This is a genomic window from Staphylococcus sp. LKG3-1 (assembly GCF_048568385.1).
Classification (GTDB): Bacteria; Bacillota; Bacilli; order Staphylococcales; family Staphylococcaceae; genus Staphylococcus; species Staphylococcus saprophyticus.
Window position 1 is genome coordinate 791138 of record NZ_CP183796.1, and the last position, 24591, is coordinate 815728.

Sequence of the window (24591 nt, forward strand, 5' to 3'; positions counted from 1 at the left end):
ATAAAAAAGCCGGTCAAATACCATTTAGGTTATCTGACCGTTATATACATATAAGCTACTTTGATTTTAAAATTATAACATGTGTCACAACGTTATTCGAAAAATGTGACTCTAAAAGTAGAGCCTTCATTAGGGCGACTAAAGACATTAATACGTCCATTATGTGCTTCCATAATGTGTTTGGTTATTGAAAGTCCTAAACCAGTACCGCCTGAATCTCTACTTCTCGCTTTATCTACGCGATAAAACCTTTCAAAAATATGCTGCTGATCCTCAGCACTAATACCAATACCAAAATCTTGGACTTCCATGATACGTTTGTTTGCATCTTTATATACACGTACAATCACTTCACTTGATGCTTTAGAGTAACTCACGGCGTTAGACAACAAATTCAAGGCCACTTGTGATACTTTATCTTTATTTGCATCAATGACTATGTCAGGTTTAATTTCATTAACAATTGTGATTTGCTTTTCTTCTGCAATATTTTGCATATTCTTAATTGTGCTTTCTGCGATTTCCGAAAGACTCACATATTCTGTTACAATTTCTGTTTGTTGCTCAACATGTGAGAGATCTAATAAATCAAACACTAATGTTTCTATGCGATCTGATTCTTTAGAAATAATTTTTAAAAATTCATTTAACGTCTGTTCATCGTTTTTTGCACCATCTAATAATGTTTCTGCAAAACCTTTGATAGACGTAATTGGTGTTTTTAATTCATGTGACACATTAGCAACAAATTCTCTTCTCAAATTTTCTAGTTTTTTAAGATTCGTAATATCGTGTAACACAATCACCATACCATATAAATTTTTCTTTGTTTTAGAAAGAATCGGTACACAAGATGTGTCAAAATATTTTTGATGAACTTGATCAATTGTTAATTCAATTTGATCATATATTGGCTTTTCTACTTTAAATGCTTCGATAATAAGTTTTTGCAGTGTCAAATCTACAAAGTCAACATAACTTTTATGCTCTACAGCTTCTTCAGGTGTAAAAACATTATAAAATGATTTGTTAGCTACAACGATTTCACCATATTTATCAATCATCAATATGGAACTTGGTATATTTTCTACCGTAGTTTTTAATCGATTAGATTGAAGTTTTTGTTTGTGATTTAATCTTTGCAACCTGCGAGCAAGTTCATTCGTCGTTACAAATAACTCTTTGGTTTCTTTGACATTACTTTCAGGTACTCTCACATGGTAATATCCTTCTGCTAACAGGTTCGTTGCATAAGTCACTTCATTAATTGGTCTAATATAAGTCCGGTTAATACTTCTAACAACTAAAAATATGATGATAATCACAAATAAACCAATCAGTGCAATATATTTCCACATTTGAATCTGTAATTCTAATATCTCATTATTTATTCCACTAAGGTATACATCTTTATCATCAATAGTGGTTTTAAATGTATATCTGCGATCATCATTTTCTTTATCATAGATTAATCGAGATGGATTTGCTTCATTTTTTATATCCTCATTTATTTGTGTTCCTTGATTTGTGGAAAACAAGACATCGTTACTTTCCTCTATTTTAACTGTAAGCTTTTCACTTTTAGCAATATCAGTCATCTCATTTTCTTTGTCATTCTTATATAGTTTGACTAGATGATCAGCTTGATGTTCCAAATCACCTTCTTGAGCTGAAGAAGCTGTATTATATATTGCATGTGTAATAATTGCACCTAAAGCTAAAAAACTTATAATAACGATGGTACATAATAAAAATAAAAGTCGTTGATGAAACTTTAACATTAGACTTTAGGTCTCTCCAATTTATAGCCTAACCCACGAACTGTCTTAATTAGTTTGGGTTGTTTTGGATTTTCTTCTAATTTATCTCTTAAATGACTTATATGTACATCCACAATTCTAGAATCACCAGCGAATTCATAATTCCAAACAGAGTTCAACATATGCTCACGTGTGATAACTCTGCCTTGACGCTCAATTAAATACAATAATAATTCAAATTCTTTTGGTGTTAATTCAAGCAATTCATCTTCTCTATATACTTCAAAATATTCAGGTCGAATTCTTATCGAACCAATGAGTATGTCATCTTCATCATTTTCAACTGGTACCGCCTCATTTACGATTGCAGACCTTCTTAATATTGCCTTTACTCTGGCAACAACTTCTCTTGGTGAAAATGGTTTAGTCATATAATCATCTGCGCCTAACTCTAGACCTAGAACACGATCAAACTCATCATCTTTGGCAGTTAGCATAAGTATAGGTACAAGATTTTTATCAGAACGTATTGATTTACAAACTTCAATTCCATCTTTTTTAGGAAGCATTACATCCAAGACAATCAATTCTGGGTTTGTAGCATTTACTTTTTCTAATGCCTCTTCACCATCATAGGCTACTTCTACTATGTATCCAGCTTGTTCTAAATTATATTTTAATAAGGTTACAATTGATTGCTCATCATCTACTACTAGTACTTTTTGTGACATAGTATACCTCCATATTTTTGTTTACAAATTAATTATAACTTAATTTTTAATAAAAATAACATAGTTTAAAATTTTTTAACATAAACTTTACAAAGCAAGTAATAATAATCTATGTAAATATTTTTTGAAACTTTTGTAATTTTGCTTTAAACAATGTATTGCGCTATTTATAACTGAAGTCATTATTGAAAACAATATATTGCGTTAACAGAATCTTAACACTATATACATAATATGAACACCTAAATAAGCGTTTTCATTTACTCTGTGTATTTTATTCCAACCCTATCTCACATAGACTCCCTTAGTTATCAAAGAGTTTTAGTAGCCAATTGATATAAAAAGACGAAATTCCATAAGTGAGAATTTCGTCTTTTTTAATATATGCTAAATGTATGCTTTCAGATTTAATTTTAACTGAATTATAGATTTTTAATTAATTCATCAGCAAAGTCAGATGTAGAAACTTCCTTCGCACCATCCATTAAACGAGCAAAGTCATAAGTAACTACTTTAGACGCGATTGTTTTTTCGATAGATGCAGTAATTTTATCTGCAGCTTCTTGCCATCCTAAATGTTCTAACATTAATACGGCACTTAAAATTTCTGATGATGGATTCACTTTATTTAAGTCAGCATATTTAGGCGCAGTACCATGTGTTGCTTCAAAAATAGCATGTCCAGTTTCATAATTTATATTTGCTCCTGGAGCTATACCGATACCACCAACTTGTGCTGCTAATGCATCTGATACATAGTCACCATTTAAATTCATAGTAGCAACAACATCGTGATCTGACGGACGCGTTAAGATTTGTTGTAGGAAGATATCAGCAATTGAATCCTTCACTATAATTTTACCATCTTTTTCAGCTTGTTCTTGAGCCGCATTCGCTTTGTCTTTACCTTCTTTTTCAACGATTTCATCATATTGTTGCCATGTAAATACTTTGTCACCAAATTCGTTATGCGCTACATCATAACCCCATTGTTTAAATGCGCCCTCAGTAAATTTCATGATATTACCTTTGTGGACTAATGTTAATGATTTACGGTTATTGTCTAACGCGTATTGAATCGCTGCACGAACTAAACGCTCTGTACCTTCTTTTGATACTGGTTTAACACCAATACCTGATGTTTCAGGGAATCTAATATTTTTAGCGCCCATTTCATCTTGTAAAAAGTCGATTAGTTTTTTAACTTCTGGTGTGCCTTCTTTAAATTCAATACCAGCATAAATGTCTTCAGTGTTTTCACGGAAGATAACCATGTCTGTATCTTCTGGACGTTTAACTGGTGATGGAACACCTTGGAACCAACGTACTGGACGTAAGCATGTGAATAAATCTAATTCTTGTCGTAACGCAACGTTAAGTGAACGAATACCGCCACCAATTGGTGTAGTTAAAGGCCCTTTGATAGCAATTAAATATTCTTCAATTGTATCAAGCGTTGCTTGTGGTAACCATTCACCTGTTTCATCATAGGCTTTTTGGCCTGCCAATACTTCTTTCCATTCAATTTTCTTTTGACCATTATAAGCTTGCTCTACTGCAGCATCGATTACTCTGCTTGCTGCTTTCCAAATATCTGGTCCAATACCATCACCAATAATAAATGGGATGATTGGATTATTTGGTACTGTTAAACCTTCATTTGTTTTTGCTACTTTTTCGCCTGCCATGTATAAAAACCTCCGTGTATTTGAATTATATTTTAATTGGGCTAACTAAAATAATACTTATTTATATAAAGCAACTCACTTATTTATGAGTAGTGATGCCTCTATCTGACTTATCTTTCTTCAATCGGTTCGTATGTTCTGTTTGTTTCACCAATATATTGTGCTCTTGGACGCATAATTCTATTATCTCTATATTGCTCTAAGATATGTGCAATCCAACCTGAAGTTCTGCTTACTGCAAAAATTGGTGTAAATAAATCATGTTCAATGTTCATACTATGATAAACAGTCGCACTAAAGAAGTCGACATTTGCAATTAAACCTTTTTCGGCTTTCATTTTATCTGCAATTTTAACTGAGATATCAAACAATTGACTTTGCCCAGTTTCAGCAGTGATTTTTCTACTCATTTCTTTTAAGTATTTTGCTCTTGGATCGCCATCTTTATATACACGGTGTCCAAAGCCCATAATTTTTTCTTTATTTTTTATTTTGTTATCAATGTAATCATCAACTTCATCAATGGATTTCACTTCAGATAACATGCTCATTACACGTTCATTTGCCCCACCATGTAATGGACCTTTTAATGAGCCAACTGCTGCAACAATACCTGAATACATATCAGATAAAGATGAAACAGCACATCTTGCTGTAAACGTAGATGCGTTTAGTTCGTGATCCGCGTGTAATACAAGTGCTTTATTAAAAGCTTCAATTTCGATATCACTAGGTAATTCTCCTCTTAACATATATAAAAAGTTACCTGCATAGTTTAAATCTTTATTTGGTTTTACAGCTTCTTTGCCTTCTCTAACACGCGCATATGATGTAACAAGCGAAGCTATTTTAGCTTGAATACGAATAGCTCTTTCCATTGTTCTGCTTTCATCTTCGTCTTCAGCATGTTCATCAAAATGAGCGATATATGAAACAGACGTTCTTAATGCTGTCATTGGATGTACGTTACCTGTAGCGTATTCTTTAAAATGACTATACACTCTAGGATTTAATATCATATATTCAAAGAGCTTTTCTTTAAGTTCTTTCAATTCTTCTTCATTAGGTAATCGATAATGCCAAAGTAAATAGATAACTTCTTCAAATTCAGCATTTTGTGCTAAGTCATCAATATCATACCCAGCATAAGTTAATTGGCTGTCGATGATGGAACTCACTTTCGTTTCAGCTGCAATTACCCCTTCTAAACCTTTTTGTAACTCTGCCATATATAATTCCCCTTTTCTATTCGTTATGAAATGGCTTTCATAAACCATTATATCCAATTTTAGAACTTTTGTGAATATTTAGGTTTTAATTTCCTTACCAATTCAATAAGAAATATGTTTTTGTCTATATGCCCATAAACGCGCATCTATCTATATACGTTGTTATAGATATATTTTAATATGTAAGCACGTACACTTCAATTTTTATACCTTTTCAATTGGTTATCATGATTAATAACAAATTATTAATGTACTATTATACTGTGTTCTGTATGATATCGTTTCAGAAAATAGTTGTTTTATTTTATATTGCATAGCATAATAATAAATAACTAAATAAAGGAGTCTTATATATGGCAAAACAACAGTTACAAAGAGAACTAAGTAATCGTCACATTCAGCTCATTGCAATCGGGGGTGCAATCGGAACTGGATTATTCTTAGGTGCTGGTCAAACAATTGCATTAACTGGCCCGTCTATTTTACTTACGTATATCATAATTGGTTTTATGTTATTTATGTTTATGCGTGGCTTGGGAGAAATATTAATTACTAATACTAATTTTAAATCCTTTGCAGATGTTACCAACCATTACATAGGTCCATTTGCTGGCTTTGTTACTGGTTGGACATACTGGTTATGTTGGATCATTACTGGTATGGCCGAAGTAACCGCAGTTGCAAAGTATGTTAGCTTTTGGTTTCCAAACATACCAAACTGGATGAGTGCTCTATTTTGCGTACTTGTCTTAATGTCACTTAATCTATTAAGTGCTAAATTATTTGGAGAATTAGAATTTTGGTTTTCTATAATAAAAATTGTTACAATCATTGCTTTAATCGTAGTGGGCGCTATTATGATTATCATGGCTTACAATACTCAGTTTGGGCAAGCATCTTTAACTAACTTGTACAATAATGGTATTTTCCCTAAAGGTATCAGTGGTTTTGTTATGTCATTCCAAATGGCACTATTCTCATTTGTAGGAATTGAACTTATTGGTGTAACCGCGGGCGAAACTAAAGATCCCACTAAAACATTACCAAAAGCAGTTAACAGTGTACCGACACGTATATTAATATTTTATGTTGGTGCTTTAGCAGTCATCATGTCAATTATTCCATGGAATCAAATCAATCCAGACGAAAGTCCTTTTGTAAGGCTCTTCGCACTAATTGGCATACCATTCGCAGCCGGTATTATAAACTTTGTAGTATTAACAGCAGCCGCATCATCTTGTAATAGTGGTATTTTTTCAAACAGCCGAATGCTCTTTGGATTATCGTCACAAAAACAAGCGCCACCGTTTTTCAATAAAACAAATAAAAACGGTGTGCCACATATAGCGATATTCGTTTCATGTGGATTACTAATGATTGCTGCTTTATTGAACTATATTATACCGAACGCAACACTTGTATTCACATATATTACCACTGTTTCTACGGTACTATTCATTGTAGTTTGGGCGTTAATTACAGTGGCTTATATAAACTATCACCGTAAAAATCCAGAATTACACAAAAATGCGTCATTTAAATTACCAGGTGGTAAATACATGGGATATGCTATATTAGTATTCTTTATATTAGTGTTTAGCTTACTATTCGTAAATACGGATACAAGAATTGCAGTATTTCTTACACCGATTTGGTTTATTATTTTAGGTTTAATGTATATGCGCTATAAACAAGTATCAAAATCACAACAATAAAAACCGATTATGACTGAGCAAATTTAAACTTTATTAAAATATTTTAAGAGAGTTGGACAGAAATCCAATTTTCTAATATAGCATTCGTAACCTGTCTTAGGTTAGAATGACTAAATGAATAAGAGTCTGGGACAAAAATAAATGTCTCAGACTCTTTATTTTTATTGCACATATTGATCTGTCGTTGATATTTAAATGAGTAATAGATTCAAACTATATTCATAGTAGTTTGTTATCAAAAAGAAAGCCTCGACATGACGTCGAGGCTTTCTACATATTATATTATGAATTAAATTATATTTTTAAAGTACGTTTGCATAACCTTCAAAGATTTTTCCTTGGTTTGCATCTACTGTAATGAGTACATCACTTTGAATTTCAGATGTAGCGTTCTCAACGCCTACTACGGTAGGAATACCTTTTTCTAATCCTATAATTGCACTTGGAGATGTAATGCCATTTTCTTCAGTAATGAGTCCGATTGCATTTTCAATATATGGTACAAGCGTCTCATCTACAGAACTTGTTACAATTATAGATTCTGATAAGTCTTTGCCTTCTAGTTCACTAGCATCTTTAACTACTAGTGTTTTACCTACTACAGAACTTCTACCAATACCTTGTCCTTTAGCTAGTTCATCACCAACTAAATGTAATTTCATCATATTCGTTGTACCTTTTTCACCAGTTGGTACACCAGCAGTAATAATAATTAGGTCACCATTTTGAACTCTTTCAGTTTCAACGGCTGTTGCTACTGCATTATTTAATAATGCATCAGTTGTTTTACGTCCTTCTTTAACGACTGGGAAAATCCCCCATACTAAAGCACACTGACGCGCAGTTTCTGCATTAGGTGTAACTGCAATAATGTCAGATTGTGGACGATATTTAGAAATTGTACGGGCAGTTGAACCACTTTCAGTAGCAGCTACGATTGCTTTGACATTTAAGTTTAAAGCAGTATGAGCAACTGAAACACCAATAGCATTGACTAATGAAGTTTCAACTAATTTTGTACGGTCAGATAATAATTTTTTATAATCTTGTGCTGCTTCTGCTGATACAGCTATATTACGCATTGTTTTAACTGCTTCTTCAGGGTATTGACCTGCAGCTGTTTCACCAGAAAGCATAACCGCATCTGTACCATCATAAATTGCGTTCGCTACGTCACTTGCTTCTGCACGTGTCGCACGTGGATTACGTTGCATAGAGTCTAACATTTGTGTAGCAGTTATAACTGGTTTACCTAATTTATTACATTGTCTAATTAAATCTTTTTGCACCATTGGTACTGATTCAGGTGGAATTTCAACACCCATATCACCACGAGCAACCATTAAACCATCAGAAACTTCTAATATTTCTTTAATATTATCAATACCCTCTTGGTTTTCAATCTTAGGTATAATGCTGATATTTTTATTTTGCTTCGCTTCTAATAATTTACGAATATCTAATACATCACTTGGACGACGTACAAAGCTCGCTGCAATGAAATCAACGCCTTCACTAATTCCAAAGTTAATGTCGTCAGCATCTTTATCTGTAATACCAGGTAAGCTTACTTTGACACCAGGTAAGTTTACGCCTTTTTTGTTTTTTAATTCTCCAGTATTAAGTACATCACATAATACTTCACCGTTTGCTTTATCGATTGATTTAACTTGTAATTCAATTAAACCATCATCTAATAAAATATATGAACCTTCTTCAACATCATTGATTAAGTTTTCATACGTTACTGAGAATTTTTCAGGAGTACCTTCAACTTCAGTCATGCTTACGGTAACTTCAGAACCTTTTTCAAGTTCAATAAGCCCATCTTTCATGTTGTGTGTACGTATTTCTGGTCCTTTTGTATCAAGTAAAATTGCAACTGTTTTGCCTAATCTTTTAGAAACTTTACGAATTGAGTCAATTCTAGTTTTATGTTCAGCATGGTCACCATGCGAGAAGTTTAAGCGCGCGACATTCATTCCAGCCTTAATTAATTTTTCAAGCATTTCTTCAGATTCGGACGCAGGTCCAATAGTACAAACAATTTTAGTTTTTCTCATTATTATTTCCTCCCAGTATTTTAAATAGATAATTCGTTCGTTAGCGCATAAGTTTCAAAATCAAACTCATGTTCATGTGATCTAAATATCTCTTCAAAAGGTGTATCAGTTAATTCATTATTACGAATTCCAACACCAATAGCAGATTTTCCATCTAACAGTAAATCAACTGCATGTCCGCCTAATCGTGATGCAAGCACTCTATCTGCACCACTTGGGCTACCACCACGTTGAATGTGGCCTAGCACTGACACACGTGCATCAACATTGATATATTTAGTCAATTCTTCTGCACATACTTCACCTGACATGCAACCTTCTGCGACCATCACGATCGAGTGTTTTTTGCCACGTTTGATTCCATTATCAATCTTTTCTGCTATATCTTTGATGTCTGTCTCAACCTCTGGAACAATAATAGTTTCAGCACCAACGGACAAACCAGCCCAAAGCGCTAAATCACCACAATCGCGTCCCATAACTTCAATGATGAAAGTTCTTGCATGACTAGATGCTGTATCACGAATTTTATCTACACATTCAATTATAGTATTTAATGCCGTATCAAATCCAATTGTAAAGTCCGAACCATTGATATCATTATCAATCGTACCTGGTATTCCAATCGTCTGTATTTCAGGACATTCTTCACTTATACGCTGTGCACCTCTGTAGCTACCATCTCCACCAATAACTACAAGCCCCTCAATGCCTCTCTTACGTAGATTTTCTATACCTTTTTTACGGACTTCTGCTTCTTTAAATTCTGGACATCTTGCAGAATATAAAAATGTTCCACCTCGTTGAATTGTGTCACCTACTGAACCGAGTTCAAGTTTCTCGATATCATCGTTTAATAATCCTTGATAGCCTTGATAAACACCATAGACTTCAATATTATTGTAAATCGCTTTTCTAACCACAGCTCTTACCGCTGCATTCATGCCTGGAGAATCTCCACCACTTGTCAACACTGCAATTTTTTTCATGACGACATACCTTTCTAACATGTATTTCTTACTCTAAAAATACCATAAAATCTAAGCTGTTGCCATTAAAATAGGGCTTCGTGACAAATGTAAACGTTTTAAATATAAGTATTCGATAATTGTACATATAGTAAGCGTTTCCTTATAAGTTCCTAAAATTACTTGAATACTTATGTACTATTTACCTTAATTCGAATTATCGTAAACAAATCATAAATCTATAGCAATTGCTTCATTTTGTAAAAATAACAAAAAAGCTTAGACAATAGAAATTATTATCTTAGCTTTCAACATATTTAACACGAATATCAAAAACATCAGACACTTTATTCTGTATACGAACCTATTGTTCTAAATTTTTGATATCTATCTTCAACTAATTCTTCTTGCGTTAATTGGTTCAATTCTGATAAATGCGATTCAAATGTGCGTTTGATACTTTGTGCTTGTGTTTCGACATCATGATGTGCGCCACCTAAAGGTTCTTTGATAACTTCATCCGCTATATTTAATTCATATAAATCTTCGGCAGTAATCTTCATTGTTTCTGCCGCGATTTTAGCTAGATTACTATCTTTCCAAAGTAAAGCGGATGCACCTTCTGGAGAAATAACAGAATATGTACTGTTTTCTAACATTAGGATGCGATTGGTAATGCCTAAACCTAGTGCACCACCACTTCCTCCTTCGCCGATAACAATAGAGATGACTGGTACAGTTAGCGAAGCCATTTCAACTAAGTTTCTGGCTATTGATTCACTTTGACCTCGTTCTTCTGCCGCTTTACCCGGATATGCACCTTTTGTATCAATAAATGAAAAAATCGGTCTATTGAATTTTTCAGCTTGTTTCATCAATCTAAGTGCTTTTCTATAACCTTCTGGATGCGCCATTCCAAAATTGCGATATATGTTATCTTTTGTATCTTTACCACGTTGTTGACCCACTATTGTAACTGCTTGTCCATTAAGATAGCCGATACCACCAATCATAGCTGGATCATCTCTATAATTTCTATCCCCATGTAATTCGATGAATGAATCAAATATGTGCGGGATATAGTCTAAAGATGTTGGTCTTTCTTGTAAACGCGCTAATTGCACACGATCCCATGGTTTCATATTGGTATATACTTTTTCGGTTTCTCTTGCTAATGAAGCTTCCAACATGTCAATTTCTTCTTGTAAATCTACATCATTTTTTTCTTGAGATTCTTTCAAAGATTCAATTTTATTTTTTATTTCAAAAAGCGGCTTTTCAAAATCAAGCATTTGTTTTCACCTCTTGGTGCATTTTTAGAATATTAGATAATGTCGCTTTCATTTCTTTTCTATGTACGACTTTATCTAATTGTCCGTGTTCTAATAAAAACTCTGCAGTTTGGAAATCATCTGGTAATTTTTCATTTATAGTTTGTTCAATGACACGTCTACCTGCAAAACCAATTAATGCTTTTGGTTCACTTATGTTGATATCACCAACCGAAGCAAAACTAGCAGAAACGCCTCCAGTTGTAGGATTTGTTATATACGAGATATATAATAATCCAGCATCTGCATGTCTTTTTAAAGACACACTTGTTTTACCCATTTGCATTAAAGAGATAATACCTTCCTGCATTCTTGCACCACCACTTGCTGAAAACAATATGAATGGCAATCTATTTTCAGTACAGTGTTCAATGATTCTACAAATTTTTTCACCTAATACAGAGCCCATGCTTCCCATTCTAAATCGCGCATCCATAACTGCCACACCAAATGTCATACCATCTAATTGTGCTGTGCCAGTCACTACAGCTTCATTCAAACCAGTTTTTTGTTGGTCTTTTTGAATTTTTTCTTCATAGCTTGGGAAGTCCAATGGATTAGCAGAGGTCATTCCTTTATCAAATTCCGTAAATGTCCCTTCATCTGATATAGCTTCTATACGATTGTGTGCAGTTAACGCAATATGATGATCACAATTAAAGCAAACATTCAAATTTTCTGCTAGTTCTTTTGTATACATAATTTTTTTACACTTAGGACATTTAGTCATAATACCTGCTGGTACATCACTTTGTTTTGAATCAGATACTGTTACATACTTTTTCTTTTTACTGCTTCTATTGAAAAAATCTTTAAACATTGGTAAACCTCCACTTAACCATCGCTTAGTTACTCACTACCAATTCGGTTTTTGTAATCAGCGTTAATGAATATTATTTATCTAAGTCTGTTAATTTCATTGTTTTATTATATATCTCTTCTGGATCTACATCTACTCTTGCTACACCAGATTCCATCGCTGCTTTAGCTACTTCTCGAGCAACAGATGGTGCAACACGTTTATCAAACGGACCTGGAATACAATAGTCCGGATTTAACTCTTCTGGTTTGATTAAATCAGCAATAGCCTCAACAGCTGCTTGCTTCATTTCTTCATTGATATGTGTTGCTTCAACGTCTAATGCCCCTCTAAATATGCCTGGGAATGCTAAGACATTATTAATTTGGTTTGGAAAATCTGAACGTCCTGTACCGATGACTTTAGCACCTGCAGCTTTCGCTACATCCGGTTTTATTTCAGGATTTGGATTAGCCATTGCAAAAATAATTGGATCGTCAGCCATTGATTCAACCATTTCTTTAGACAATAAATCTGCCACAGAAACCCCAATAAATACATCGGCATCTTCAATCACATCATTCAAACTGCCCTCTATTTTGTCTCTATTCGTCCATTTAGCTACATAAGCTTTCGTGTCATTCATACCAAACGAACGTCCCTCATAAATTGCGCCTTTTGAATCACACATAATCATATTTCTTACACCATAAGAATAAAGTAATTTAATAATCGCAATACCAGCGGCACCAGCGCCATTCAATACGACTTTAATGTCCGATAAGTCTTTATCTACGATTCTCAATGCATTGATCATACCTGCAACTGTTACAATGGCAGTACCATGTTGATCATCATGAAACACAGGGATTTTAGTTTCCTTTTTTAATCTTTCTTCAATTTCAAAGCAACGAGGTGCTGAAATATCTTCAAGATTAATACCACCATAATTGGGTTCAAGTAATTTTACAGTATTAATGATTTCTTCGGTATCCGTCGTATTCAGTGCAATTGGCACACCATCTATACCGGAAAAACTTTTAAACAACACTGCTTTACCTTCCATAACCGGTATACTTGCCTCAGCCCCTATGTTTCCAAGTCCTAATACCGCAGTACCATCAGTAACAACAGCGACGGTATTGCTTTTCATTGTATATTCAAATACTTTACGAGGGTCCTCATGTATTTCTTTACAAGGTTCAGCTACACCTGGCGAGTATGCCAAGCTCAATTCTTCTTTATTAGTCACCTTTACTTTAGGTGAAACCTCTAATTTCCCTTGATTTTTTCTATGCATTTCTAATGCTTCGTCTCTTAATGTCATGTAATCCACCCCTTACATCCAATTAGTTTAAAATAACATTCATATACATTTTTATTACAATCTAACCCAAATTACAAATGATATCGTTAACAAATTGTTATTTTCATTCGCACGTTAATGTTTGTAATAAAAACATATAGATATATAAACTATTATATATTTTTTCACTCTTAATTTTTATAAAAATTAAAACTGATGGCAAGTTTATGCTTTACCATCAGTTAACTATACCATAGTTTATAGTGCGGTTAAAGTTAAATAATTCTAATATCTCGGGGTGATAAACGTTGGATTAATTTACTTAATATTTCATTATCTCGTGTTATGAAACCAATTGTTTCTATATTGTTTTGGCTTTCATCAAAATAGTTAACCGGAATTTGATTTTGCCCTTTATCGTTTGTTAATAATTGATCCAATTTAGATTCACTATCCCATTTTCGAACAACAACTTGTTGCGCTTCGTCAAATTTAGTTTGCTCAAAATGATCCATGGTATCCACTTGATTTAATATCAGTTGTTGTTTATTATTTCTATTCTCAAACTTACCTCTTACGACTAACATTTTAGAAGTATTTAAATCGATTTCATATTTTTTAAAGGTATCCGGGAATACGACACCATCCAAATTATTGATACCATCATTTAAAGTTACAAATGCCATATTTTGCCCATTTTTCGTTCTAATACGCTTAAATTGATCTATTTGAACAAAAATGGGTTTATTATCTTGTGCGTTAGCAAGCTTATAAATACCCAAATATTGCTTTTGTTCAAATGCTTTTTCTACTGGATGTGTAGATACATAAAACCCTAAATATTCTTTCTCATATTCACTTAACATATGATCTGGTAGCTCTTCTTTTTCTTCATAAGAAGCTTTAGGTGTGAGTACATCAAAAATAAAACCATCTTGTTCAATATCAGAGATATCATCCAGCACTTGATCTATAGCATTTAACAGCGTCGCTCTATTCTTGCCAAAAGTATCAAATGCCCCCACTAAGATAAGAGATTCAAGTAATTTTCTAGTTTTAATTCGTTTAGGTATCCGTCGCGTGAAATCAAAAAAGTCTTTATAGAAACCATTTGCTTTTCTTTCTTCTACAATTAATTTAACACTTTGATAACCTACACCTTTAATTGCACCAATAGATAGGTAGATACCTTTTTTTGTGGCCTTGTAGAACCAATGACTGTAATTAATATTAGGTGGTAATATATTAATTTTTTGATGTTTAGCCTCATCAATCATTTGCGCTGTTTTCTTTTCGCTTCCAATAGCATTACTTAAAATATTGGCATAAAAATAATTAGCATAATGTACCTTTAAATAACTCATAATGTATGCAATTTTTGAATAACTCACGGCATGCGCACGAGCAAAACCATAATCCGCAAATTTTAAAATCAAATCAAAAATCTGTTTACTTAAATTCTCGTCATACCCATTTTTCAAAGCACCATTCACGAAATGTTGCCTTTCACTTTCTAATACCGCTCTGTTCTTTTTACTCATTGCACGTCTTAAGATATCCGCTTCACCATAACTAAAATTGGCAAATTTACTCGCAATTTGCATTATTTGTTCCTGATAAATAATAACGCCATAGGTCGTTTTTAATATAGGTTCTAAATCTGGATGTAAATATTGCACCTTCTCTGGATGATGTCGTCTTGATATATAGGTCGGAATTTCTTCCATTGGCCCTGGTCTATAAAGTGATGTGACAGCGACTATATCTTCAAAGTGTTCAGGTTGTAATTTTTTTAATACATTTCTAATACCATCAGATTCTAATTGGAAGATACCTGTTGTATCCCCTTGTGACAACAAGTGAAATACGTTTTCGTCATCGAATGGAATTTGTTCTATATCCACATCTATATTCAAATCATGTTTCACTTGTTTTACTATTTGATGAATGATTGAGAGATTACGCAAACCTAAAAAGTCTATTTTTAATAAACCTATTCTTTCTGACTCAGTCATTGTCCATTGAGTCAATAGACCTGTATCACCGAGCGTTAATGGTGCATATTCATATAATGGATGATCATTAATAATAATACCTGCTGCATGAGTCGAAGTATGTCTAGGTAACCCTTCTAATTTCTTACAAATATCAAACCATCGTTCATGCCTATGATTACGATGAACAAACTGTTTAAATGGCTCCTGTGAATATGCGTCGTCTAATGTTATGCCAAGTTTATGTGGAATTAATTTAGAAATTTCATTTAGTGTGATTTCTTCGAACCCCATAATTCTCCCCACATCCCTAGCCACTGCCCTTGCAAGCAAATGACCAAAAGTCACAATACCAGCGACATGGGTTTCACCGTATTTCTCTTGAACATATTGGATGACTTTATCTCTATGTGTATCTTCAAAATCAATATCTATATCTGGCATTGTTACACGTTCAGGGTTTAAAAAACGTTCAAATAACAGATTATATTCAATAGGATCGATTGTTGTTATATTTAATAAATAACTTACAAGTGAACCTGCAGCTGATCCACGTCCTGGACCGACTAATACATCATTGTTCTTAGCGTACTGAATTAAATCACTTACGATTAAAAAGTAGTCTTCAAAACCCATTTTAGTGATAATTTGATATTCATGCTCTAAACGTGTTTGATAAAGTTCCTTTTTGTTTAGTGGTAAATTTAATTGCTGAAGATTATCTGCTAGTAATTGCCATAAAAAAGCATCCGATTGCTGTTGATTTGGTGTTTTATATTTTGGTAACAAAGATTGATGATAAATCATTTCCGCCTGACAAAGTGTTTCGAGTTGATTTGTTTGTTCCCAAACCGCATCATCGATTGACAAACCTTGTAATTCAACATTTGAATATAGATGTTCATTGTAATCCGTTTGTTCACTCACTAAATCTAATTTACTATTCTCCTTTATTGCGGCCATGGCAGAAAGCGTATCTGAATCTTGGGAATTTAAATAACGCGTGCTTTGTGCCCAAACTATTGGTAAGTCAAAAGTGACTTTACTCGTATGATTTACAAAGACGTGCGCATGTTCCGAAAAGTTTGAAATAATTGCTTCATGAGATTCAGTTACATTTTTAAAAATAATAACGAAATGACTTTCATATTTTTTTAACCATTCTATCGGTGTTTCCACTTTCTCTTTCATTTTAATTGCCGATGATAGTTTAAATAAATCTTTTAATCCTAAGTTATTTTGCGCCAATACGATTGTTTCAAGCTCTGACAAACCATCTGTAAGATTAATTGTCATACCAAAGATTGGATGAATATTTGCAGCAATACATGCGTCATAGAATTGCGGAAGTCCATACAAAACATTCGTATCAGTAATTGCGAGCGCTGTATAGCCTTCTTGTGCAGCCTTCGCAACAACATCCTTAATTCTAATACTTGAATTTAATAAATCATATGTCGTATGAATGTTTAAATGCGCAACCATTTGCAAATACCTCCCATCTTATTACAGTTTATTATTTAATGCTTCAGCGAGCGTTTCAAATTGAGCCCAATCTCTTACCGATACACCTGAAGCATTTGGATGACCGCCGCCACCAAAATCACTTGCAATGTCGTTGATAACAATACCTTTAGAACGAATGCGACATCTAATTTCTGTGCCCTCATCAACAGCAAACACCCAAATCTTCAACCCTTGTATATCAGCAATTGCATTTACAAATAATGAAGCTTGGTTCGCAGCAATGTCAAATTGTTCTAAAATTTCTTTAGTAATGGTAACTTTACAGAAACCTTTTTCATTTAAATCAAAATGTTGAAGCACATAACCTTGGAATGGTAACAATTTTGGATCCTTTTCACCCATTTTATTAAGTTCTTCATTATGATTAAAAGGAAATGTCAATAATTGACCCGCAACACCCATTGTATGTGATGTAGTGTTATTAAATAGGAATCTTCCTGTATCTCCCACAATGCCAAGATAAAGTACCCTCGCCACAGATGCATCAATGATGGGAATATCATTAAAATGACTGATGAAATCAAAAATAATTTCACTTGTTGAAGAAGCTTGATCGTTTACATAATTAATATCGCCATATTGATCAACTGCTGGATGATGATCAATTTTAACCAATAATCGTCCTTGATTAAATCTTTCATCACTAATACGTGGTGAATTAGCTGTGTCACAAACGATAACTAACGCTTCATTGTAAGTATCATCCGAGATTTCATCAAAAGTACCAATAAAATCTAATGACGGTTCTGTTTCGCCAACTGCAAATATCTTTTTATCCGGGAATTTGAGTTTCAAATAGTTCTTTAACCCTAATTGTGAGCCATATGCATCAGGGTCTGGTCTTACATGTCGATGTATAATAATTGTTTCTGAGTCATTAATTTCTTTCATGATTTCATTAAATTCTGTTGTCATCTTTATCTTCCTTTTTCGTTATATATTTATTAGTCTATCATTTGACAAATAATCATTGCTTTTGCTACGCGATGGCCGTCACTTGTCATTGTTACTTCTAGTTTTGAAAAATTGCGTCCTACATCTAACATATCATATTGTACATGTATTTCGGATTCTATTTGCACTGTTTTAATATACATAATATTTAAGATTTCTATCATAACTTCTAATTTCTTTAATTTTCTCATTTCATAACGTACTGTTTCTTCAATAATTGCTACAAATACTGATTTACTTAATGTTCCATATTGATTAGTTAATAATGGCGTGATTTGTACATGTATCCCATCATTTGAAATTGTAATATGTTTTGCAATTTGATCATTTATGGTTTCACCAACTTGTGGTTGTCTACTTAACAATTGCATCGCTGTTAACACATCTTTTCTAGTGATTACCCCTATGAGCTTTTTACTCGGAGTAGTCACCGGTAACAATTCAATGCCTTCCCAAATCATCATATGCGCACAGTTTGCCACAGTCGTTGACAATTGAACATTGATAGGTGATTTCGTCATAAATTGTGCAAGTGTGTCTTGGTTTTCCATTTTAATAATCTCTTTACTTGTTACAATACCTACTAATCTCCAATTTTCATCTATGACAGGAAATCTTGAATGTCCTGTCTCACGGGCTTTCGTTTTATAATCACTAAGACTCATATTATCAAATACAACCATGTCTTCAGTCACGGTTTTAACGATATCTTCTACAACCAAAATTTCTTTACGAATCATTTGGTTATACATCGCCCTGTTTATAACATTGGCAACTAAATATGTATCATAATTGGAAGATAGAATTGGTAATTCATGCTCATCAGCATATTGAATGATTTCTTCTGATGTATTAAATCCTCCAGTAATTAATACCGCACTTCCTCTTTTAAGCGCTGCTAGTTGTACATCCTTACGATTTCCCACTATTAATAATGTATGTGGACTAACATATTTTACGACATCTTCAATTTCCATTGCACCAATCGCAAATTTTGTAAGTGTTTTTATCAGACCATTTCTACCACCTAAGACTTGACCATCTATAATTTTCACAATTTCTGCAAAAGTTAGTTGTTCAATCTGTTCACGTGATTTCTTTTCTATTCGTACTGTGCCTACTCTATCTATTGTAGCTACCAATCCAATTTGCCCGGCATCCTTAATAGCCCTGTATGCCGTTCCTTCAGATACACTTAAATCTTTTGCAATCTTTCTAACAGATATCTTTTGTCCAACTGCTAGAGATTCTATATATGATAAAATTTGTTCATGCTTTGTCATTTCAATAACCTCGTTTGTTTTGACAGTTTCTATGACATTATAACTTTTTATAACTAAAATTGCGATGTAACAAAACAAATTATCTTACGATTCCTAAAATCACAGTTTTTGTTCCATTAAATAATATAAAATTTTCTTTTTAGTAAATTAATATGTTAAATAGACAAATTTAATTGGCTTTATGAATAAAATTTTATTAAAATGAAGATAAGGAGGGATGAACAATGTTCAAAAATATTTTACTTGGTGTTGATACAACACTTAAAAATGAGAAAGCACTTGAAGAGGTTTCTAAACTTTCAGGTGAAGGTACTACAGTTACAATATTAAATGCAATTAGCGAGCAAGATGCACAAGCATCCATCAAATCTGGTGTTCATTTAGATAAGCTCGTACAAAAACGTAGTGAAGGTTTAGAAAGTACACGCAATAGCTTAGACGAGTATGGTATTAAATACGATGAAATTATTGTGCGCGGGAATGCGAAAGAACAATTGGTTAAAGAGGCTAATAGTGGAAAATATGAAATTGTTGTCCTCAGTAACCGAAAGGCTGAAGATAAGAAAAAATTTGTCTTAGGTAGTGTCAGTCATAAAGTTGCTAAAAGAGCTCACATCCCAGTATTAATCGTAAAATAATAAAACGCCTGAAGGACTTTAAAGTGCTTCAGGCGTTTTATTATATATTTAAATACACAGTTTATAAAGGGATTAGAATGAAACGTCTTCACCCGGTTTTAATATTTGTACTTCCCCTACAGATACTGCTTTTTTAAACTTATTTGGATCTTGTTCAATAAGTTCAAAAGTATCGTAGTGTATTGGAACTGAAATTTTCGGTTTAATAAACGAATTAATTGCATAGCTTGCATCATCGATTCCCATAGTGAAATTGTCACCAATCGGAATAAAGCATACATCCACTGGATGACGATCTGCAATTAATTTCATATCGCTGAATAATCCTGTGTCACCAGTGTGATAAATCGTCTTACCTTCAATTTCTAAAATAAGACCCATTGGCATACCTAGGTATACTGGGACACCATTTTCATCAGTTAAACTTGAACTATGGAATGCTTGTACAAATTTCACATTACCAAAATCAAATTCTGCTTTCCCTCCAATATTCATTGGTCTAACATTTTCCACATTATGATAAGTAGTGAGATAATCACCTAATTCTGCTGAACCAATCACAGTAGCATGATTTCTATTAGCTAATTCTATTGTATCTCCAAAATGATCTCCGTGACCATGTGTTAGTATAATATAATCAACTTTAAGTGTAGATGCATCTAAATCAGATTGTCCATTGCCTGTAATAAACGGATCTACAATAACCTTTTTACCATTTGCTTCAAAATAAATTGTTGATTGACCATGAAATGAAAGTTTCATTAATTAATTCCTCCCGTAAATATGTTTAGTCTTTATATACCACAAATCCCTCACGCTATAACACGGTAATTTAATTTACTGAGTGTTTTTCTTCTTAAATTTAAAAATTTTCCTATGATATTGTTTTATTATCATATTTAACTTTTGAATTCCTTCATCAAGTAACATAAAATTAAATATGATTAACTATTTAGGAGGATGAATTAAAATGAAATTAGAACAGATTACCGAAGAATTAAAATCCCAACAGGCAGATGCTGCTTGGATAACAACACCTTTAAATATTTTTTATTTCACTGGTTATTTAAGTGATCCTCATGAACGTTTACTTGCATTACTAATTAAATCAAATGGTGAACAAGTATTGTTTTGCCCGCAATTAGAAGTTGAAGAAGTTTGCGCCTCTCCATTTAATGGTGAAGTTATCGGTTATTTAGACACAGAAAATGCTTTAGATAAATACGATATTAAATTCAATAAATTACTTGTTGAATCAGCACATTTAACATTACAACGTCAACGTGAACTTATTGACGCTTTTGGTGTACAAAGCTTTGGGGATATTGATCAAACAATCAAAACATTACGTAATATTAAAAGTGACTCGGAAATCGAAAAAATTAAAAAAGCTTGTGAACTTGCCGATAAATGTATCGAAATTGGTGTGAGTTTCTTAAAAGAAGGTGTCACTGAACGTCAAGTTGTCAATCATATTGAATATGAAATTAAAGCATATGGTGTAAATGAAATGAGTTTCGACACTATGGTATTATTTGGAGACCATGCTGCTTCCCCTCATGGCACACCAGGAGACCGCCAATTGAAAAAAGACGAGTTTGTCTTATTTGATTTAGGGGTTATTTATGAAAATTACTGCAGTGATATGACTAGAACGGTTAAATTTGGTACACCTGATGCTAAAGCACAAGAAATTTACGATGTTGTATTAAAAGCAGAAAAAGAAGCTATAGCAGCTATTAAACCTGGTGTAACGATTAAAGATGTAGATGATATTGCACGTAACATCATTACTGAAGCGGGTTATGGCGAATACTTTCCTCATCGCCTAGGACATGGCTTAGGCTTAGAAGAACATGAATATCAAGACGTTTCAAGTACAAATACAAATGAATTTAAAGCAGGCATGGTTATAACTGTTGAACCCGGTATTTATGTACCAGGTGTAGCTGGTGTAAGAATTGAGGATGACATCTTAGTTACTGAAAATGATAATGAAAGTTTAACTGGTTACGAAAAATGATAAAAGAGGCCGTAGTAGAAACAATTCAGCAAGTTGAGCAAGCTGTTGCCAATGGTGCTAATCGAATTGAACTTTGCGATAATTTAAGTGTGGGTGGTACTACACCTAGTTTCGGCATGGTAGAAATTGCAACAGAAATATGCAAAGCTAACCACGTTGAGATTGCTGTTATGATTCGTCCACGTGGTGGTCATTTTGTTTATAACTTGTATGATTTCGAAATCATGCAACGTGACATAAAATCACTGAAACAATTAAATGTAGATTATTTTGTCTTTGGTTGTTTAACTGAGGACTCAACTTTAAACGAATGGCAAATGAAGACCTTGAAAAATTTGGCCTCACCTACTCCAGTTGTATGTCATATGGCATTTGATGAAATTTACCTAGAAGGACAAATTAAGGCTTTACACCAATTAATTGATATAGGGTTTACACGTTTATTAACACATGGCGGACCGAGCGATACAAATCTGTTCGATAACTTAAATCAATTAGGTAAACTTGTAGTAAATTCAGACGGTCACATCGAAATCATGCCTGGCGGCGGTCTGAATAAAGACAATCTTCCTGAACTTCTTGAAGCCTTTCCGTTCCAAGAAGTCCACGGTACTAAAATCGTTTAAATACTTCCCATATTTTCTTAATGACATTATCATTTTGACATAGCAAAATAAAAAACTGGCAAGTCTTTTTGAGTTAAATACTCCAAGACTTGCCAGTTTTTTATTTAATAATTCATTACTTATATTATTTAAGTGCACTTTCGATATCTGTATAAGATAGGTTCAATGCTTCCGCTACGCCTTTGTTCGTCAACTCGCCATTAATTGTATTAAGTCCTAATGACAATGCATGGTTATCTTGTACAGCCTTTAAATAGCCTTTACTTGCTAGTTGTTGGGCATATGGTAACGTTGCATTATTTAGAGCAATTGTAGATGTGCGTGGCACTGCACCAGGCATATTCGCAACAGCATAGTGTACGACGCCATGTTTTTTATATGTTGGGTCATCATGTGTGGAAATTCGATCCGTTGTTTCAAAAATACCACCTTGGTCAATTGCAATATCAACGATAACGGCTCCATCTCTCATTTCTTTGACCATATCTTCAGTTACAAGATTTGGTGCCTTAGCGCCTGGAATTAATACAGCACCAATAACTAAATCGCTATCTTTCACACTTTGTTCTATATTTAAAGGGTTAGACATGATTGTGTGAACACGTCCATCAAACAAATCTTCTAATTCTTGTAAACGTTTAGGATTAACATCTAAAATTGTAACATCAGCACCTAAACCAAGTGCAATTTTAGCAGCATTTGTTCCAGCTTGACCACCGCCAATGATAGACACGCGACCTTTTGATACGCCAGGTACACCACCAAGTAAAATGCCCATGCCACCTTTATATTTTTGTAAAAATTCAGCACCAATTTGTGCAGACATACGACCTGCAACCTCACTCATTGGTGTTAATAATGGTAATGTACGATCAGGCAATTGGACCGTTTCGTAAGCAATACCAACTACTTTATTTTCTAGTAAAGCTCGAGTTAATTTTTCTTCATTCGCTAGATGTAAATAAGTAAATAGAATTAGACCTTCTTTGAAATATTGAAACTCTTCTTCTAATGGTTCTTTCACTTTCATAACCATATCTACGTTCCATACTTCAGCTTGTTCGTTAACGATGCTTGCACCAGCTTCAGTATAGTCTACATCTTCAAAATACGAACCTAAGCCTGCAGATTTTTCAACAATGACAGTATGACCTTGTTCTACCAATGCATGTACACCACTTGGTGACAAACTCACTCTATTTTCATTGTTTTTAATCTCTTTCGGAATACCTATAATCATTTCATCCACCTCCAAATTTATAGTAACGCGTATTTTATGAAAGCGCAATCAAAGTTTAGAGTACTTTTACAACATCTAAATTATGTTAATATTCTGTAAACGGTGGTATAATATAAGTAAGAAAAATAAGGAGGTAATTACGATGCTAACTTATAAAAATATTTTAATAGCCGTCGATGGATCACATGAAGCTGAATGGGCCTTTAACAAAGCAGTGGATGTGGCAAAACGTAATGATGCAAAATTAACAGTGGTGAATGTCATTGATTCAAGAACATATTCTTCATATGAAGTGTATGATGCTCAATTTACTGAGAAGTCAAAAAATTTCTCAGACGATTTATTAAAAGGTTATAAAGAAGTTGCTACAAATGCTGGTGTGAAAAACGTTGAAACACGTTTAGAATTTGGTTCACCAAAAGCTATTATACCTAAAAAGCTAGCAACAGATGTAGATGCTGACTTAATTATGTGCGGTACTTCAGGGTTAAATGCCGTCGAAAGATTTATCGTTGGTTCAGTATCTGAAGCAATTGTTCGCCATTCTCCATGTGATGTGTTAGTGGTTCGTACAGAAGAACTTCCTGAAGATTTCCAACCTCAAGTTGCCACTGATGAGTTTAGATCTCAATATCAAGCTCACTAAATAGTTTTTAATTTATAGGGCTGATTGAACAAGATAATTACGAAAAGAGCTTGAGACATTAATAGATGTC

General features: G+C 33.5%; 19 protein-coding genes. 5 read left to right on the forward strand and 14 right to left on the reverse strand.

Translation table 11 applies throughout. From position 1 onward, the window contains the following. Positions 1 to 92: 92 nt before the first annotated feature. The 4 genes from pnpS to ACM595_RS03845 all read right to left on the reverse strand — a co-directional run bounded on the left by pnpS (position 93) and on the right by ACM595_RS03845 (position 5408). Entirely contained in the window at positions 93 to 1781 is a 1689-nt protein-coding gene (gene pnpS / locus ACM595_RS03830; protein ID WP_041079994.1) for a two-component system histidine kinase PnpS, read from the reverse strand. Continuing rightward, positions 1781 to 2491 (reverse strand): response regulator transcription factor, encoded by a 711-nt coding sequence (locus ACM595_RS03835; protein WP_011302915.1) that lies wholly within the window; start codon positions 2489 to 2491, stop codon positions 1781 to 1783. Before ACM595_RS03835 ends, pnpS begins: the two co-directional genes overlap by 1 nt. Positions 2492 to 2913: 422 nt before the next feature. Beyond that, positions 2914 to 4179 carry an NADP-dependent isocitrate dehydrogenase gene (icd, locus tag ACM595_RS03840; protein WP_115338480.1) on the reverse strand — a complete coding sequence of 422 codons (1266 nt, stop codon included), beginning with the start codon at positions 4177 to 4179 and terminating at the stop codon, positions 2914 to 2916. 110 nt (positions 4180 to 4289) lie between these two features. Further along, positions 4290 to 5408, reverse strand: coding sequence for a citrate synthase (locus tag ACM595_RS03845; RefSeq protein WP_002483050.1), 1119 nt, complete (start codon positions 5406 to 5408; stop codon positions 4290 to 4292). Positions 5409 to 5761: 353 nt separating this feature from the next. On the opposite strand from ACM595_RS03845, the gene ACM595_RS03850 reads away from it, so the two are divergent. Beyond that, a complete protein-coding gene (locus tag ACM595_RS03850; protein WP_002483049.1) occupies positions 5762 to 7123 on the forward strand; it encodes an amino acid permease in 1362 nt (453 codons plus the stop codon). A 302-nt stretch (positions 7124 to 7425) separates the two neighbouring features. Here ACM595_RS03850 and pyk read toward each other — a convergent pair whose 3' ends face one another. The 8 genes from pyk to ACM595_RS03890 form a co-directional block, all read right to left on the reverse strand. Then, on the reverse strand, positions 7426 to 9186 hold the full coding sequence (gene pyk / locus ACM595_RS03855; protein ID WP_041079996.1) for a pyruvate kinase: 1761 nt from the start codon (positions 9184 to 9186) through the stop codon (positions 7426 to 7428). A 20-nt stretch (positions 9187 to 9206) separates the two neighbouring features. After that, complete coding sequence (gene pfkA, locus ACM595_RS03860; RefSeq protein WP_037538353.1) at positions 9207 to 10175, reverse strand: 6-phosphofructokinase; 969 nt, start codon at positions 10173 to 10175, stop codon at positions 9207 to 9209. A gap of 326 nt (positions 10176 to 10501) precedes the next feature. Further along, positions 10502 to 11446, reverse strand: coding sequence for an acetyl-CoA carboxylase carboxyltransferase subunit alpha (locus tag ACM595_RS03865; protein WP_037538295.1), 945 nt, complete (start codon positions 11444 to 11446; stop codon positions 10502 to 10504). Continuing rightward, a complete protein-coding gene (gene accD, locus ACM595_RS03870) occupies positions 11439 to 12305 on the reverse strand; it encodes an acetyl-CoA carboxylase, carboxyltransferase subunit beta (protein ID WP_011302908.1) in 867 nt (288 codons plus the stop codon). Before accD ends, ACM595_RS03865 begins: the two co-directional genes overlap by 8 nt. Before the next feature lie 73 nt (positions 12306 to 12378). Then, on the reverse strand, positions 12379 to 13611 hold the full coding sequence (locus tag ACM595_RS03875) for an NAD(P)-dependent malic enzyme (protein ID WP_002483044.1): 1233 nt from the start codon (positions 13609 to 13611) through the stop codon (positions 12379 to 12381). Positions 13612 to 13865: 254 nt separating this feature from the next. Continuing rightward, positions 13866 to 17069, reverse strand: a complete 3204-nt coding sequence (locus tag ACM595_RS03880) for a DNA polymerase III subunit alpha (RefSeq protein WP_041079997.1) — start codon at positions 17067 to 17069, stop codon at positions 13866 to 13868. A 21-nt stretch (positions 17070 to 17090) separates the two neighbouring features. Then, a complete protein-coding gene (locus tag ACM595_RS03885; protein ID WP_002483042.1) occupies positions 17091 to 18026 on the reverse strand; it encodes a DHH family phosphoesterase in 936 nt (311 codons plus the stop codon). A 29-nt stretch (positions 18027 to 18055) separates the two neighbouring features. Beyond that, positions 18056 to 19348 carry a DRTGG domain-containing protein gene (locus ACM595_RS03890; protein WP_115340581.1) on the reverse strand — a complete coding sequence of 431 codons (1293 nt, stop codon included), beginning with the start codon at positions 19346 to 19348 and terminating at the stop codon, positions 18056 to 18058. A 224-nt stretch (positions 19349 to 19572) separates the two neighbouring features. Here ACM595_RS03890 and ACM595_RS03895 point away from each other — a divergent pair, with 224 nt between their 5' ends. Continuing rightward, entirely contained in the window at positions 19573 to 19986 is a 414-nt protein-coding gene (locus tag ACM595_RS03895; protein WP_002483040.1) for a universal stress protein, read from the forward strand. Positions 19987 to 20058: 72 nt separating this feature from the next. Here the strand turns inward: ACM595_RS03895 and ACM595_RS03900 are convergent, their stop codons facing one another. Next, on the reverse strand, positions 20059 to 20748 hold the full coding sequence (locus ACM595_RS03900) for a metal-dependent hydrolase (protein ID WP_041079998.1): 690 nt from the start codon (positions 20746 to 20748) through the stop codon (positions 20059 to 20061). Between the two features lie 208 nt (positions 20749 to 20956). On the opposite strand from ACM595_RS03900, the gene ACM595_RS03905 reads away from it, so the two are divergent. Then, entirely contained in the window at positions 20957 to 22009 is a 1053-nt protein-coding gene (locus ACM595_RS03905; RefSeq protein WP_419744442.1) for a M24 family metallopeptidase, read from the forward strand. Next, positions 22006 to 22635: a copper homeostasis protein CutC gene (locus tag ACM595_RS03910; RefSeq protein WP_041080001.1), complete on the forward strand. Its 630-nt coding sequence runs from the start codon at positions 22006 to 22008 to the stop codon at positions 22633 to 22635. Before ACM595_RS03905 ends, ACM595_RS03910 begins: the two co-directional genes overlap by 4 nt. A gap of 124 nt (positions 22636 to 22759) precedes the next feature. Here the strand turns inward: ACM595_RS03910 and ald are convergent, their stop codons facing one another. After that, positions 22760 to 23875, reverse strand: a complete 1116-nt coding sequence (ald, locus tag ACM595_RS03915) for an alanine dehydrogenase (protein ID WP_041080003.1) — start codon at positions 23873 to 23875, stop codon at positions 22760 to 22762. A 142-nt stretch (positions 23876 to 24017) separates the two neighbouring features. Between ald and ACM595_RS03920 the strand changes: the two genes are divergently transcribed. Continuing rightward, positions 24018 to 24521, forward strand: a complete 504-nt coding sequence (locus ACM595_RS03920) for a universal stress protein (RefSeq protein WP_002483035.1) — start codon at positions 24018 to 24020, stop codon at positions 24519 to 24521. Positions 24522 to 24591 lie beyond the last annotated feature (70 nt).